The organism is Paenibacillus sp. YSY-4.3 (genome assembly GCF_054767475.1).
On sequence record NZ_BAABMC010000001.1, the window covers coordinates 1 to 15,823 of the forward strand.

13 protein-coding genes are annotated in these 15,823 nt (G+C 49.5%); 12 read left to right on the plus strand and 1 reads right to left on the minus strand.

Annotation, left to right across the window (positions count from 1 at the left end; all coding sequences use genetic code 11):
- Positions 1-369 precede the first annotated feature (369 nt).
- From ACYUJT_RS00005 to ACYUJT_RS00020, 4 genes are all read left to right on the plus strand, one after another.
- On the plus strand, positions 370-1,761 hold the full coding sequence (locus ACYUJT_RS00005; RefSeq protein ID WP_460317795.1) for an ABC transporter substrate-binding protein: 1,392 nt from the start codon (positions 370-372) through the stop codon (positions 1,759-1,761).
- A gap of 127 nt (positions 1,762-1,888) precedes the next feature.
- Positions 1,889-2,731: a carbohydrate ABC transporter permease gene (locus ACYUJT_RS00010; RefSeq protein ID WP_460317796.1), complete on the plus strand. Its 843-nt coding sequence runs from the start codon at positions 1,889-1,891 to the stop codon at positions 2,729-2,731.
- Complete coding sequence (locus tag ACYUJT_RS00015; RefSeq protein ID WP_460317798.1) at positions 2,731-3,567, plus strand: carbohydrate ABC transporter permease; 837 nt, start codon at positions 2,731-2,733, stop codon at positions 3,565-3,567. Before ACYUJT_RS00010 ends, ACYUJT_RS00015 begins: the two co-directional genes overlap by 1 nt.
- A 110-nt stretch (positions 3,568-3,677) precedes the next feature.
- Positions 3,678-4,709 carry a LacI family DNA-binding transcriptional regulator gene (locus ACYUJT_RS00020; RefSeq protein ID WP_460317799.1) on the plus strand — a complete coding sequence of 344 codons (1,032 nt, stop codon included), beginning with the start codon at positions 3,678-3,680 and terminating at the stop codon, positions 4,707-4,709.
- A gap of 115 nt (positions 4,710-4,824) precedes the next feature.
- On the opposite strand, the gene ACYUJT_RS00025 is transcribed toward ACYUJT_RS00020, so the two are convergent.
- Complete coding sequence (locus tag ACYUJT_RS00025) at positions 4,825-5,217, minus strand: hypothetical protein (RefSeq protein ID WP_460317801.1); 393 nt, start codon at positions 5,215-5,217, stop codon at positions 4,825-4,827.
- Between the two features lie 157 nt (positions 5,218-5,374).
- Between ACYUJT_RS00025 and ACYUJT_RS00030 the strand changes: the two genes are divergently transcribed.
- The 8 genes from ACYUJT_RS00030 to desA all read left to right on the plus strand — a co-directional run bounded on the left by ACYUJT_RS00030 (position 5,375) and on the right by desA (position 15,749).
- Entirely contained in the window at positions 5,375-5,644 is a 270-nt protein-coding gene (locus tag ACYUJT_RS00030; RefSeq protein WP_460317803.1) for a NifU N-terminal domain-containing protein, read from the plus strand.
- A gap of 184 nt (positions 5,645-5,828) precedes the next feature.
- Entirely contained in the window at positions 5,829-7,028 is a 1,200-nt protein-coding gene (locus ACYUJT_RS00035) for an NAD(P)/FAD-dependent oxidoreductase (RefSeq protein WP_460317805.1), read from the plus strand.
- A gap of 14 nt (positions 7,029-7,042) precedes the next feature.
- Positions 7,043-7,900, plus strand: coding sequence for an RNA polymerase sigma-70 factor (locus ACYUJT_RS00040; RefSeq protein WP_460317806.1), 858 nt, complete (start codon positions 7,043-7,045; stop codon positions 7,898-7,900).
- Positions 7,901-8,013: 113 nt separating this feature from the next.
- Positions 8,014-9,888 (plus strand): molecular chaperone HtpG, encoded by a 1,875-nt coding sequence (gene htpG, locus ACYUJT_RS00045; protein WP_460317807.1) that lies wholly within the window; start codon positions 8,014-8,016, stop codon positions 9,886-9,888.
- 278 nt (positions 9,889-10,166) lie between these two features.
- Positions 10,167-11,219 (plus strand): putative RNA methyltransferase, encoded by a 1,053-nt coding sequence (locus tag ACYUJT_RS00050; protein ID WP_460317809.1) that lies wholly within the window; start codon positions 10,167-10,169, stop codon positions 11,217-11,219.
- 548 nt (positions 11,220-11,767) lie between these two features.
- Entirely contained in the window at positions 11,768-13,216 is a 1,449-nt protein-coding gene (locus ACYUJT_RS00055; RefSeq protein ID WP_460317810.1) for an aminotransferase-like domain-containing protein, read from the plus strand.
- A 77-nt stretch (positions 13,217-13,293) separates the two neighbouring features.
- Positions 13,294-14,463 carry an aminotransferase class I/II-fold pyridoxal phosphate-dependent enzyme gene (locus ACYUJT_RS00060; protein WP_460317811.1) on the plus strand — a complete coding sequence of 390 codons (1,170 nt, stop codon included), beginning with the start codon at positions 13,294-13,296 and terminating at the stop codon, positions 14,461-14,463.
- A gap of 233 nt (positions 14,464-14,696) precedes the next feature.
- Positions 14,697-15,749: a Delta(5) desaturase DesA gene (gene desA, locus ACYUJT_RS00065; protein ID WP_460317813.1), complete on the plus strand. Its 1,053-nt coding sequence runs from the start codon at positions 14,697-14,699 to the stop codon at positions 15,747-15,749.
- Positions 15,750-15,823 lie beyond the last annotated feature (74 nt).

A 15,823-nucleotide genomic window follows, 5' to 3' on the forward strand; every position in this document is an offset into this window, starting at 1 on the left:
ACTATCTTTCACCTGTTCGTTTTGCTGAACAATTTAACAGAAAATCTGCGGCGTGAGTGTCCACTTTCTTGACAGAAGTCCATCCTGTCCGTTAGCGTGTGTTAGCTGGCGACCAGGCCCATGTAGCCTAACCGGCTTAATTCAAATTGAATGGACGCTGAAAGCTTACTGAAAGAATTACATGTCTTGAAAATAAGCAAATAGGATTGCGGACTTTGGGTTTCCTGTGCTACTATAGCCTTGTCACCGAAAACGTTACCGATAAGGATACCAAACCCATTTTCGGTAACGTTTCCGAAAACGCTATCATAATATTTTCAAAGCGTTTTCATGACGGATGATATTCATTAAGGAAGAGGGGTCTAGACGATGAACAAGCTTAAGAAATTGCTGGGGATTATGCTTGTATTCACTCTGGTAACTGTGCTGGCTGCAGCGTGCGGCAAGAGTGATAATTCAGCTGCCGGGGAGAATGGCGCCAAAGGTGAAGGAGCTTCTGGTGGAGCCAAAGAAATTTATTTCCTGAACTTCAAGCCAGAGATTGCGGAAGTATACGAGAAGATCGCGAAAGACTATGAAGCGGAAACAGGGGTTAAGGTAAAAGTCGTTACGGCAGCAAGCGGTACTTACGAAACGAAATTAAAATCGGAAATTTCCAAGAAGGATGCGCCGACGATTTTCCAAATCAACGGACCTGTCGGCTATCAAGCATGGAAAGATTACACGCTGGATCTTAAAGACACGAAGCTTTACAGCTACTTATCCGATCCAAGCCTTGCGGTGACAAGTGAAGGCGGCGTGTACGGCATTCCTTACGTCGTGGAAGGCTACGGCATCATTTATAATGATGCGATCATGCAGAAATACTTTGCTCTGCCGGACAAAGCGGTCTCCATTTCTTCCGCGTCCGAAATCAACAACTTCGCTACTTTGAAAGCGGTTGTCGAGGACATGACAGCGAAGAAGGACCAGCTTGGCATCAAAGGTGTATTCGCATCTACTTCGCTTGGCGCTGGTGAGCAGTGGAGATGGCAGACGCACTTGGCCAACCTGCCGCTGTACTATGAATTCAAGGATAACGCGGAGTTCGACAACACTGTGATGGCAGGCCTGGCAGCGAATGAAGTGCAGTTCAAATATGCAGAAAACTTCAAGAACATCTTTGATTTGTATACGAACAATTCGGTGACGAAGGGAGCGCTGCTGGGAGGCAAATCCGTAGCCGACTCAATGGCTGAATTTGCCCTTGGACAAGCGGCAATGGTTCAGAACGGGAACTGGGCTTGGGGCCAAATCAATGAAGTAGGCGGCAACGTGGTTAAAGCGGAGGATATCAAGTTCCTGCCGATCTATACAGGAGTGAACGGCGAAGAGAAGCAAGGTCTGGCCATCGGTACCGAGAACTACCTTGCGATCAATAGCAAAGTGTCGCCTGAGAAGCAGCAGGCTTCGATCGATTTCCTGGAATGGCTGTTCACCAGCGACAAAGGAAAAGCTTACGTAACACAGGAATTAGGTTTCATCGCACCGTTCAATACGTTTAATGAAAACGAGAAGCCGGCTGATCCTCTGGCAAAAGAAGTGATGTCCTGGATGGAGAAGGATGTGACCTCTGTTCCTTGGACGTTCGCGGCGTTCCCGAGTGAAGAGTTCAAGAATCAGTTCGGCGATGCTTTGCTGCAATACGTTCAAGGCAACCAAACCTGGGATGAAGTCGTGAAAGTGTTCACAGAGAGCTGGAAAGCTGAAAAGGCAAAATAACGTCGGGTGTAATGCGATGCCACTGGGTTACAGATAGAAGCCCAGTGGCATCAATACCATATCTATCCGATGATCGATAAGTATTCCGGAATCATCATGTTTAATACTGAGATAGGAGAAGAAAACCATGCAAAAGTCGATGAAAAAATATTTTGCCCTTTTTGCATTGCCTACGATCATCGCCTTTTGGGTAGCTTTTGTTATACCGTTCATATTAGGTGTATACCTCTCCTTCACGGAATTTACGACCGTGAACGATGCAAAGTGGGTAGGATTAAGCAATTACATCAAAGCGTTTTCGAATCAGGACTTTTTGAATGCGTTATGGTTTACGGTGAAATTCACTGTGGTATCGGTACTTTCTATCAATGTGTTCGCCTTCATTCTCGCTATGCTGCTCACCCGCGGGAAGAAGGGAACGAACTTGTTCCGCACGGTGTTCTTCATGCCGAACCTGATCGGCGGGATCGTGCTTGGTTACATTTGGCAATTGATCATTAACGGTGTACTGTTTAAATTTGATCTCACCCTGACGTTTGATCCGAAATATGGCTTCTGGGGACTCGTCGTACTAATGAACTGGCAGCTGATCGGTTACATGATGATTATTTACGTAGCAGGTATCCAAAACGTACCCAAGGATGTCATCGAGGTGGCTAAGATTGATGGCGCCTCCCGGTTCCAGGTGCTGCGCAACGTTACGCTGCCGTTGGTGATGCCATCGATTACGATATGTTTGTTCCTGACGTTGTCGAACTCGTTCAAGCTGTTTGACCAGAACTTGGCTCTGACGGCGGGCGCGCCCGCGAAGCAGACGGCGATGATGGCATTGGATATTTACAACACCTTCTATGGTAAGACGGGTTGGGAAGGCGTGGGTCAGGCTAAAGCAGTCGTGTTCTTCGTTCTGGTGGCCTTGATTGCGCTAGTTCAACTGCTGATTACTAGAAGGAAGGAGGTTGAGAGCTGATGCAAAAGACAAACAAAGGAGCAGATACGCTCATCTTTCTAATTTTGTTCCTATTGGCGATTGCATTCATTTCTCCGATCCTGATCGTTTTGATGAACTCCTTTAAAGGAAAGTTCTTTATCAGCGATACCCCGTTCTTGCTGCCCAATAGCGAGACGTTCTCCGGGCTCACCAACTATACGAGCGGGATCGCCAAGACGGATTTCATATCGGCGTTTGGCATGTCGCTGTTTATCACCGTTTTCTCCGTGGGTGTCATTGTTCTGTTTACGTCGATGACCGCGTGGTATATTACGAGAGTTAAGACGAAGTTCAATCAATTGCTGTATTACATTTTTGTATTCTCCATGATCGTGCCGTTCCAAATGGTTATGTTTACGATGACGAAGACGGCCAACGTCTTGAATCTCGACAATCCGATCGGCATCGTTCTCATTTATCTCGGCTTTGGATCGGGATTATCCGTCTTCCTGTTCAGCGGCTTCGTGAAATCGATCCCTATTGAAATCGAGGAAGCGGTCATGATTGACGGCTGCAATCCCGTACAGTCCTTCTTCAAGGTCGTGCTGCCGATCCTTAAACCGATTGCGATCACGGTCGCTATTCTGAACGTTATGTGGGTATGGAACGACTACCTGCTGCCTGATCTTATCATCGGGAGCGAGTACAAGACGATTCCAATTGCGATCCAGTATCTCAAAGGCGGATACGGCTCCATCGATATGGGCGCCATGATGGCGATGCTCGTGCTGGCAATCGTGCCGATCGTCATATTCTATTTGCTCTGCCAGAAGTATATTATAGAAGGCGTTGTCGCAGGGGCAGTAAAAGGCTGACGGCTGCTGTGTTTTCGGACGAAATCTGCCTTGTTTTCTAGAACTTTAACTGCTATCCTTATGAAATGCCTGGTATAGCGGTTTAATTACGATGTAAGGGAAGAACAAGTATGGCTTCTATTACAATTAAAGATATTGCCAAAATGTGCGGAGTCGGGGTGACTACGGTTTCAAGAGCGATCAATAACCATCCCGATATCAGCGAAGAGACCAAGTCGATGATCATGCAGGTCATCAAAGACAATCATTACGTGCCGAACAATAGCGCGAGAAATTTGAAGCGCTCGGTGTCGAAGACGATCGCCGTGCTGATCAAGGGGATTACGAACCCGTTTTTCAACCCGATGATTCAGGTGTTCGAGCGTGAGATCCAGCGGAAGAAATATTCATTCATCTTGCAGCGCGTCGACGAGAAGCAGGATGAAATCGAAGTGGCGATTGAGCTGGAGAAGGAGAAGCGGCTGAAAGGCATTGTGTTCCTCGGCGGGTATTTCTCGCATTCCAAAGAGAAGTTGGATCAGTTAACCGTGCCGTTCGTGCTCAGTACGATCGGAATGACGGAAGAATTCGATCCTAACGATTACTCCTCCGTCTCGGTCGATGACGTCAAGGAGAGCTACAAAATCGTCGATTATTTATGCAATGAAGGACATCGCAAAATTGCGATCATAACCGCGCCGATGGATGACGTAAGTATCGGTAAGCTGAGATATGAAGGATATAAGAAGGCCTTGAAGCAGCATGGGATCGAATACAATGAGCGGCTTGTGCGCTCCATGCGGGAGGACATTGACAGCTACTCCATGGAGAATGGATACGAGGTGACCAAGGAGTTGCTGCGGTCCGGCGAGGAGTTCACGGCGATTTATGCCGTATCCGACAGCCTCGCGATCGGGGCGTGCAAAGCGATATTCGAAGCCGGCTTAAGCGTGCCTGAAGATTATTCCGTCGTAGGCTTTGACGGGCTGGATATTTCATTCTATTATAATCCGTCAATTACGACCATCAAGCAGCCGACAGAGGAAATAGCGCAAGAGACGATTAAGATCTTATTTGATTTAATAGATAAAAAAATAACTCACGCCCACAAAACATTCCCCGGTGAACTCGTCATCCGAAATTCGACGAAGCGTCTCAACTAGCGCTAGCGGTTTGTTGCGCTAGCGGCAGGCCCGCTGGAATCGGCGGAATGTAGAAGAGCCCTGTCTCCCTTGTTGAGGGTGAACAGGGCTCTATTTATGAGGACGGTACTCACGATTAGCTATTGGCCCGGAACAGCCTTTTATCGAAGAATAATAGGATGATGAACAGGACGATGGCGAGCAGCAGGACGCAGGCAGGCAGGATAAAGGCAAGCAGGGTCGCCGGATTCTGCATTTTGTAATAGACGAGCATGCCGAAGGGCATCAGTCCGCCGCCGATGATGCTGCACCATACGTGCAATTTAGCCGTCCTGACCATGCTGATCTCTTTGAAGATGTAGTAGAACATGCCGTAGGCGAACAAGGTTAGCCAGCCGACAACGAGAATATGAGCATGAGCGGGAGTTAACGTGTAATCATATCGCCCAGCCATATCCGCACCGATCAACGCGCCGATGAAGGAATAGATTGCCGCAATGCGGATTAACCATTTGCTATACTTTGCCATGATATGCTCCCCGAATTTTTTATAGTGACCCCTCCAAAATATATCAGTACTATGAACGCAATATGAACAAAGTGTGTCGATGCAGTAAGGATGAGTTATTCGTCAAGCTAGGCGAAGCATGCTACAATAGCGGGGAATGGAAAGGAGTGAGATAGCAATGGCATTGGAAGTCGATGTACAGGCCACCCCGAATCCGAACGCCGTGAAGATCAGCGCGAAGGCGACGCTGTTCGAGGGCACTCGCAGCATATCCTTGAAGAGCGGAGATGCAACGGATCATCCACTGGCTAGCGCCCTTCTAGGCATTGAAGGCGTTGACAACATTTTTGGATTGAGAGATTTTGTGACGATTACGAAGAAGCCGGAAGCGGACTGGGATCCGATTCTGGAACAAGCGGAAGAAGCGTTTAAGAAGATTTACGGTTAATAGAAAGATGGTTTACGATAAACCTACGATAAGTCATACGGATTTATCTTTAGGTAAAAATGCGATGACGCTGTAAAAGAAAAAGGGCGGTTCCTTAAGGGAATCGCCTTTTTTCTTTTGCTATGTGTCACAAATCCGGCTCCTTTGCCGTCCCATGGGAAACAACACAAAGGAGATGGGAAGAATGAACGAATTAACATGCCTGATCGTAGGCGGGGGTTACGCAGGAATAAATGCGATCCGCTCCATTCAGCAAGCATTTCAAAAGGCTGGTGAGACAAGGAAGATACGAATAGTTCTGATCGATAAGGAGCCCTACCATTTGCGGAAGGTGCTGCTATTTAAGCCTGCTGCCTATAAAGAGGAGATCACGATTCCTTTTGCACGCATGTTTCCGGATATCCAAATTATTAGAGGAACTGTTGGAAGGATTGATCATGAAAAGAAACAGGCTAACTATCGGGATGGTAATGGGAACGATCATACGCTTGCGTATGACATTGCTATAGTTACGGTTGGCAGTATCGTAAGACGGCCTAAACCTGATCAAGGAGGGATCGCTCTAACGGAGCTGGAGGCGGCTGCGGCAATTCGTCAGCAGTGGCAGGAGAATATGCGCCAAGCTGCAGAGGAGACCGATCCCGGGGAGAAGCAGCGGTTGCTGACGATGGTAGTGGCCGGGGCAGGCATTAGCGGAATCGAGACTTCGGCTGAACTGGCCTTGTTCATGCGTCAAGAGGCCAGGGCTCTGCAAATCGATCTGGAAATGATCAAGGTTTATTTGATCAATGCGCAAGCGAGGCTATTTCCGGATGGTCCTGCCAAAGTGGGTCACAGGCTGGAAAACAAGCTTCATAATTATGGCGTAACCGTGATGCATGAAGTCAAGGCGCTTCAGGAAAAGGAAGGGATGGTTTCTTTATCTAGCGGTGAGGTTATCCCCGCAGGATTATGCGTGTGGACACTGGGCTTGCTGCCAAATCCAGCACTAAAGGACATGGGTCTGCCGCTTACGGCTGACGGGCAGGTTATCGTAGATTCAAGCTACCGGGTGCAAGGTATGCCGGGGATGTACAGTATTGGGGACTGCGCGAGAATCGTCGATCCGGCTACCGGCCGCGCTGACACAATGACATGCAAAGAAGGAGGCGCACAGGCGTCCAGGCTCGGAGCGATTATGCTGGCGGACTTGAACGGCCGCCCTGCTCCACAGCATAAGGGCTACATGGATGCGTATTGCTTCGGCTTGGGAGGGGAGCGGGGGATGGTCTGGACGCGGCAATGGGGACTGGATATGATAATTACAGGCAGGCTGGGATGGAAGATTCGCCAATACACTTGGGATATCGCAAGCCTCTTGAAGCAACCCCATCGGAAACCGTGAAAGGACGATGCGCAATGCATGAGCTTTATGAAAAATACAGAAGACTGCTGTTTACTCTCGCCTATCAGTTGACTGGTTCGGCAGCGGATGCGGAGGATGCGGTGCAGGAAGTATTTTTGAAGGTCTATGCGATGAACACGGACCATATCGAGGAACCCAAAGCTTATTTATGCAAAATGGTGACGAATCGCTGCCTGGATTTGCAGCGATCGTCCCGGAAGCAGCGCGAGCAGTATTTTGGCCCCTGGCTGCCCGAGCCTGTGCCAACGCCGGAAGAGGATACGCTGCAAACGCTGATGCGCAATGAGCTGCTGTCGTATGCTATGCTCGTTCTCCTGGAGCGATTGTCTCCAGCAGAACGGGCTGTCTTCGTGCTTCGAGAGGCGCTCGGCTTCGATTATTTTGAAATCGCTGAACTGCTGGACAAGAGCGAAACGAATTGCCGGAAGCTGATGAGCAGAGCCCGGGGGAAAATGGGGATTGACGATGCCGGGCTCATAAACAGCGGTGAAGCGGCAGGCCAGCGTTGGGTCCAGGCCTTCTTGCAGGCGCTGGAGCAGGGGGATATGGATGTATTGTTAGCGATGCTTACCGAAGATGTCGTCGTTCTCTCCGACGGAGGGGGCAAAGTTGCGGCAGCAGTCCGTCCGATCACATCGCGGGATCATGTCAGCCGCTTCCTGCTTGGTTTAATGCGGCAACTAGACCTTCTGGGGGATGTACGCTTCGAGCTGGCTTCAATAAATGGAGATACCGGCGTAATTGTTCGCTCGTCAGGCAGCGTAGATACGATTGTACTGCTGCAAGTTGAGGATGGCGCAGCCCGCCGCATCTATTTTGTTAGAAATCCAGATAAGTTAGCGCATATATAGCCCAACGGGTTGACTTTAAATTTTACTATATGGTATATAAAAGAAAGAATTAGCACTCTGCGAACTTGAGTGCTAACAAGGTGAATCAAAGGAACGAAAGGGGATTATTGTTCATGGCAAAAAAGCAGTTTCAGGCGGAATCCAAAAGATTGCTGGAAATGATGATCAACTCCATTTATACGCAAAGAGAGATTTTCCTAAGAGAGCTTATATCCAATGCCAGTGATGCGATCGATAAAATATATTACAAGGCATTGACCGACGATAAGCTTGTGTTCAACAGCGAGGATTACTTTATTAAAATTACGGCCGATAAAGACAACCGCACGCTGACGATTTCCGATACAGGGATCGGGATGACCGAGGAAGATCTGGAGAACAATCTCGGGATCATTGCGAAGAGCGGCTCTTTGGCGTTCAAAAAAGAGAACGAAGCGAAGGATGGCCACAACATTATCGGCCAATTCGGCGTAGGCTTCTATTCGGCATTCATGGTAGCCGACGTGGTGACCGTCATCAGCAAGCCGTTCGGCAGCGACCAAGCCTTCAAGTGGGAATCCGAAGGGGCCGACGGCTACACGATCGTTCCTTACGACAAAACGACGCCAGGCACCGATATCATCCTTCAAATCAAAGAGAACACGGAAGAAGATCAATACGACGAGTTCTTGGAAGAGTACCGTCTAAGAGCGATCATCAAGAAGTACTCCGACTTCATCCGTTATCCGATCAAGATGGACGTAAGCGGACAGTGGCCTAAGGAAGGCGCCGAGAACGAGTTCGAGGAATACAAGGAAGAGCAAACGATCAACAGCATGGTGCCGATTTGGCGAAAAAATAAAAGCGAGCTGACCACGGAGGACTACGAGAACTTCTACCACGAGAAGCGCTACGGCTTCGACAAGCCGCTGAAGCATATCCATATTAGCGCGGACGGTGCAGTCGTGTACAATGCGATCCTGTTCATTCCGGAGAACACTCCTTTTGATTACTACACGAAGGAGTACGAGAAAGGACTGGAGCTGTACTCGAACGGCGTGCTGATTATGGACAAATGCGGCGACCTACTGCCGGATTACTTCGGCTTCGTCAAAGGGATGGTTGATTCCGAGGACCTGTCGCTGAACATTTCCAGAGAGCTGCTGCAGCATGACCGCCAGCTCACGCTGATCGCCCGCAACATCAAGAACAAGATCAAAGGGCAATTGCAAAGCCTGCTGAAGGATGAAAGAGAGCAGTACGAGAAGTTCTATAACTCCTTTGGCCGCCAGTTGAAATTTGGCGTGTACAACGATTACGGCATGCATAAAGAAGATCTGCAGGATCTACTTATGTTCCACTCTTCCAAGGAGAAGAAGCTGGTTACGCTGGACGATTATGTCTCGAGAATGCCTGAGGACCAGAAGTATATCTATTATGCTTCCGGCGAATCGATCGAGCGGATCGAGAAGCTGCCGCAGACGGAGCTTGTCGCCGATAAAGGCTACGAAATCCTGTACCTCACCGACGATATCGACGAGTTTGCGCTCAAGACGATCCTGAACTACAAAGAGAAGGAATTCAAATCGGTATCGAGCGGCGACCTCGGCATCGAGCCGGACGAGAAGGATCAGGAAACAGACGAGAGCAGCAACAAAGAGCTGTTTGAGGCGATGCAGAACATTCTGGGCGGCAAAGTGAAGAGTGTCAAAGCCTCGAAGCGCCTCAAATCCCATCCGGTCTGCTTCTCGACCGAGGGAGATCTATCGATCGAGATGGAGAAGATTTTGAAGGCGATGCCGAGCGGCCAGGACGTCCAGGCTGACAAAGTGCTCGAAATCAACGTGAACCATGAGGTGTTCCAATCGCTTAAGGCGGCGAATGAGAACGATAAGGAGAAACTGAGCCTGTATACGAACCTGCTGTACAACCAGGCGCTGCTAATCGAAGGCTTGCCTGTGCAGGATCCGGTGGAATTCACAAATGACATCTGCAAAATCATGGTGTAATCACTGATTTAATCCCTGGTTTTACAATTGGATCGGCTTTAAGTTAAAATGACGGAAGGAGCTTTTGTTCTAAGCTTCTTCCGTTATTTTTTTGCCATGTTGAAGTATGCATGAGCTATATCAGGAAAGAGGTTGCTATCAGATGATCCATTACATTCGGTTGCGTTAATGAGAGGTACAGAGAGATAACCCCGGCTTTTTTTGAGAACGAGGATGCCTGGGCTTATTTAGCTGTGCCTTTTTCATTGAATCAATACGAATGAATGAGGTGCGATAGCATGTTAAAATTTCATACCATACCCGCCGGCATGGTCATTTGTCCAATGTGCGCGGGTGCGCTGAGGCTGCAGGGAAATAGTCTGATTTGTGGCAGCCGTCATTGTTTTGATATTGCGAAGCAGGGGTACGTCAACTTCCTGCTGCAAGCTCTGAAGGAGAAATACGATAAGCGTCTATTTCAATCGCGCGCGCGGATTAGCCAGGCAGGTGCGTTTCACGGGTTGACCGACCGCCTAGGCGAGATAGTCCGGCAAGAGCTGGAGCGGCAAGAGAGGCGGCGGAATAAGCAAGGACTTCAACAGCAAGGACTTCAACAGCAAGGACTTCAACAGCAAGGACCTCAACAGCAAGGACCTCAACAGCAAGTGCTCTGGCGGCAAAAACCGGAGCAAGCCAAGCTGCGGCTAAGCCCGGAGGGAGGCAAGCGCCTTTTTGCTCCTGCGATATTGGATGCAGGCTGTGGAGAAGGCTCCCATCTATCGGCGCTTGTGCGTCAGTTGGCAGAAACGGCAGGGGGCGAACTTGTCAACGCGGGAACCGAGGGCAGGATACTCGCCGCAGGGATAGATATTTCCAAAGCGGGCATCCAATTGGCGGCCAAGACAAATCCCGAAATGCTGTGGGGAGTTGCTGACCTTGCGAAGTGTCCTTTCGCCGACCGGTCCTTCGATATCATTCTGAACATATTGTCCCCGGCCAATTATGCCGAGTTTCACCGTATGCTTGCGGATGATGGCTTAGTAATCAAGGTGATCCCTGGCCAAACGTATTTGCAGGAAATACGGCAGGCGCTGCATAGTGAAACGAATCGGCGGACGTATTCCAATGACAGGACGATTGGGCTGTTTCGCCGCCATTTTGAGCTCATAGATATGAAGCAGGTAAGGTATGAGGTTCTGCTCGAGCAGGAGTATTTTGCGGATTTGCTGCAGATGACTCCACTGGCCTGGCAGGCTGCCGAGGAAGAGCTGCGCTCACTGCAGGCGATGGACGAAAAGCCAGTCATAACATTCAATTTTATGATAATGCTAGGCAAGAAGAATATAAGATGAACTAAAAAGTAGGATGCAGGCAAGGGAGAAAAATGATTCCGAAGAAACTGAAAGCTTTCTACCTATTATGAACCTATATCATCCAAGAAATTCCGGAACAACAGCGATCGTAGGAACATTTTACGTACTTGCCCCGCATCCATTTTAATTGTTCAACTAATATAAATGGATTCTTAGCAGTTAGTTTCTGCGTCAAGGAAGGGAAAGCAGATTTAAATGTATTTCATGTCATTAGAAGAAGAAAGATGGCCGTCATGGGCTGGATTCTTGATTTTAGGTGCATAAAATCCATTTATTCCCCCGAAATATTCGTTTAGAGCATAATTAGATACATGAATTCCATTTAGTATACGACACAGCTTAGTGGCACGCTGCTTATATAAGATGAACTAAAAAGTAGGGTGCAGGCAACTACAACCATTTTAATTGTTCAACTTATAAACGGAACGATTTAAGATAAAAGGAACCACAACCTTGGCAACAATGCAGGGCTGTGGTTCTTTTGCCAATATAAGTTCTATGCCAGTATAGGGATAGGAGAGATAAAGATGTATCAGGATTTCAAATTAGCGGAAGGCCGTCCGGCCTACGTTCAGGTAAAGGAATACTTGAAGCGAATGATCATGAAAGGCGTTCTCCAGCCGCATCAGAAGCTTCCCTCGACTCGGGAGCTCAGCGAACTGATGAGCGTGAGCCGCAATACGATTATTTCGGCTTATCTCGGACTGGAGGAAGAGGGCCTGGTCTACACCGTGAAGGGGAAAGGGAGTTACATAGCCCAAATCGCGGCTAGTCCGGCTGCTCCTTCCTGGCGGCTGGATTGGCAGGAGCGCATGAACGAACAAGCGCGGCTGGCCGAGGAAATGGATTTGATGAAGCACGGCATCCGCGCGGAGCGAGGTACGATTTCTTTTACGAGCATTGCCCCGAACGAGAAGCTATTCGATCTCGGTAACGTCAAGCGGGCGTTCCTCGACCGGATGGCGGTGGAAGGCGAAGTTCTACTGAATTACGGTTATGCCAAAGGCTACAAGCCGTTGATTGATCTGTTGAAGCAATATATGGAGCAAAAAGGCGTGGACTTGGCCGGCAAGGACATGCTCATTACGAACGGCTTCACAGAAGGCCTGGATCTGGTGCTGTCGGCTTTAACGAAGCGTAGCGGAGCGGTTATTTGCGAAAATCCGACCCATCATACTGCAATCAAAAATTTGCGGCTGCACGGGTACGAGATCACTGGCATCGGCATGGAAAGAGACGGCATCGATTTGGGGCAGTTGGAGCAGGCGTTATCGCGCCAACCCTTTGATTGCGCTTATATGGTGCCTTCCTACCACAATCCGACGGGAATCGTTATGTCTCCAGAGAAGAGGCTCGAGCTCATGAGGCTGCTAACCCGTTATCAGGTTCCTGTCATCGAGGATGGGTTCAACGAGGAGCTTCGCTACTCCGGCTCCCATGTGTCTCCGCTGATTGCGGCGGCCGGCCAGGGCAACGGGGTGATTTATCTGGGCAGCTTTTCCAAGGTGCTGTTTCCCGGTCTGAGGGTAGGCTGGATTCTGGCGGATCAGGAGTTGATCTACTACCTGGAGAGCCTGAAACGGGCCCGCAGCATCCATACATCGACGCTGGATCAATCGATACTGTATCAATATTTGCTAAATGGCAATCTGGACAAATATTTGCGCAAAGCCAGAGCGGAATACAAGCGGAAATACGAATGGACGAAGCAGTGCTGCGAATCATATTTACCCTATAGCCAGCTGACAGGTGACGGGGGACTGCATCTGTTCGTAGCCTTCGGCGAAGGAGCGGATACAAGGCGGCTGCTAGAACTGTGCAAGCAGCGGGGCGTCATTTTTACGGCGGGGGATATTTTCCATACGGATGGTACTGGGCAGCACACGATGCGGCTTGGCTTCTCCCGCGTAAGCGACGAGGATATTGAAACGGGAATAAGAATCATCGGTGAAGCGGCCAAGGAGCTGTTCGCATAGGAGTAATCGCGCTTCTATCCTGGTGATGATCAATCCGCGCAGCAGGAAGTAAATGAATGGGACGGGAGTGGGCTGAAATGAGAAATGACTGGATTAACCCGGTAGTGCAGGAGATACCTCCATCTGGAATCAGGGCGTTTGTGGGAGCGGCGGATGAGCATGTCATATCCCTCGCTGTAGGCGAGCCGGATTTCGTAACGCCAAGACCTGTCATCGAGGCTTGCATTGCGGCGCTGAACCGCGGGACGACGGGGTACACCCCAAACGCCGGGCTCATGGAGCTTCGAGAGGAAATCGCCAGCTATCTGCAGGCGAGATTTGGCTTAAGCTACAGCCCAGCGCATGAAATGTTCGTGACCGTAGGCAGCAGCGAGGCGGTCGATCTGGCGCTTCGCACCATTCTGATGCCGGGGGATGAGGTCATCGTACCGACGCCAAGCTACATCGCATATACGCCTATCGCTCAACTGCATGGAGGCAAGGTTGTAGAGGTGCCGACCTCGGCAGAGGAAGAGTTCAAGCTGCGCGCCCGGGATCTTCGGCGTCATCTCACGCCCCGTTCCAAGGTGCTGATATTAAATTATCCGAATAACCCGACGGGGGCCGTCATGACGAGAGAGGATTTGGTGCCGATTGCTGAGCTGGCCATCGCCCATGATCTCATCGTCATCTCAGATGAAATCTATGCGGAGCTGAGCTATGGGCAGCGTCACGTCAGCATTGCCTCCCTGCCTGGCATGAAGGAACGCACGCTCGTTATTAGCGGCTTCTCCAAAGCCTTTGCCATGACCGGCTGGCGGGTCGGTTATGTATGTGGCCCTGCCGAACTGATCGCGGCCATGCTGAAAATCCATCAATATACGGCGATGTGCGCACCGGTGATGGGACAGGTGGCAGCGATCGCATCATTGCGCAGCGGTATGCAGGAGATGGAGGGGATGATCCGTGCCTATGATCAGCGCAGGCAGTGGCTAGTCTCAGCACTGCGGGATATCGGCCTTCCATGCCACGCACCGGCGGGAGCATTCTATGTGTTCCCTTCAATCGCCGACACCGGCCTCAGCTCACAGGAGTTCGCGCAGCGCCTGCTGATGGAAGCGGGCGTGGCCGCCGTCCCTGGCCAGGTGTTCGGGGCTGGCGGTGAGGGCTATATCCGCTGCTCCTATGCCACGGGCATGTCCCAGCTGCTAGAGGCCGTGGAGCGGATCGGGCGCTTCGTAAGGCTGCCGCTGCGGCAGTCTTCGTAGAAGCTTTGCTATAGCTTAAAATCCAACGCTCGCCGGAAGGCGGGCGTTGTTGTGCTTGCCATAGCAATTCAATAGGCAACAAATGGCAGGGGTATATGACATTTATCATGTTCACAAGCTGACGTTTATATCTGGGACGACGGGGATGTATTTTTTATAATGAAGATACATCAATGAGTCTGACGTTACGAGAAGAGTACCTGCGTGCGTCATAGCCGGGAGGAAGATAATATATGGCTCAGTCCAACAGTTTGCCAGAATTGAAAAAAAACGTAGCTCCTTACGAGGAAATCGATACACCATCCAGCGTCAAGCAGCTGATAAATACTTTGCTGCCATTTATACTGCTATGGTATGGAGCTTATTTAAGCTTGTCCGTGTCGTACTGGTTGACCCTTCCGATTACAATTGTTGCCGCCGGCTTCTTGGTGAGAACGTTTATTATATTTCATGACTGCTGTCACCAGTCATTTTTTAAGAGCCGCCTTGCCAATGAAATATTAGGAACCATTACCGGCGTCCTTACACTCTGTCCTTATCAGCAATGGAAAAATACCCATGCGATCCATCACGCCACGAGCAGTAATCTGGATAAGCGCGGGGTCGGCGATATGTGGCTGCTAACGATAGATGAATATTTGGCAGCGCCTGCCTGGACGAAATTTGTCTATCGCATGTATCGTAATCCGGTCATGATGTTTATTATTGGCCCAATATATATTTTTCTCGTGTCCTATCGTTTCAATCGCAAGGGTGCGAAGAGAAAAGAGAAAGTTAGTAATTACGTAACGAATATCGCTATAGTCGGGCTATATGCCTTGCTATGCTGGGCGATCGGTTGGCAGGCATTTGTGCTGGTCCAGCTTCCGATTTTCTTCGTATCCGGTATGCTTGGTATTTGGTTGTTCTATGTTCAGCATCAGTTTGAGCATTCCTATTTCGAGCATGATGAGGAATGGGAATACATTAATGCCGCAGTGGAGGGAAGCTCTTACTATAAGCTGCCTAAAGTACTGCAATGGATTACCGGGAACATCGGGTTTCACCATGTTCATCATTTGAGCCCGAAGGTGCCGAACTATAATTTGGAGAAAGCGCATCAGGCGACCCCGCCCCTGCATAAGGCTACGACAATCACGCTTAAAACGAGCCTTAAATCGTTGCGCTTCCGTCTGTGGGATGAGAAAAATAAAACGTTTATTTCCTTCAAGGAACTTAAGAATGTTCGGCAGAAATCTAGCGTAGCTGTGAGCCCAAGCCCATTGCCAAGTGTTCAAGCGAAATAAAAGAGGAGCAAGCCCCTTACTTTGATGGTAATGGGCTTGTTGTTTGTTTATACTAGCTACATATATGAAGCGCC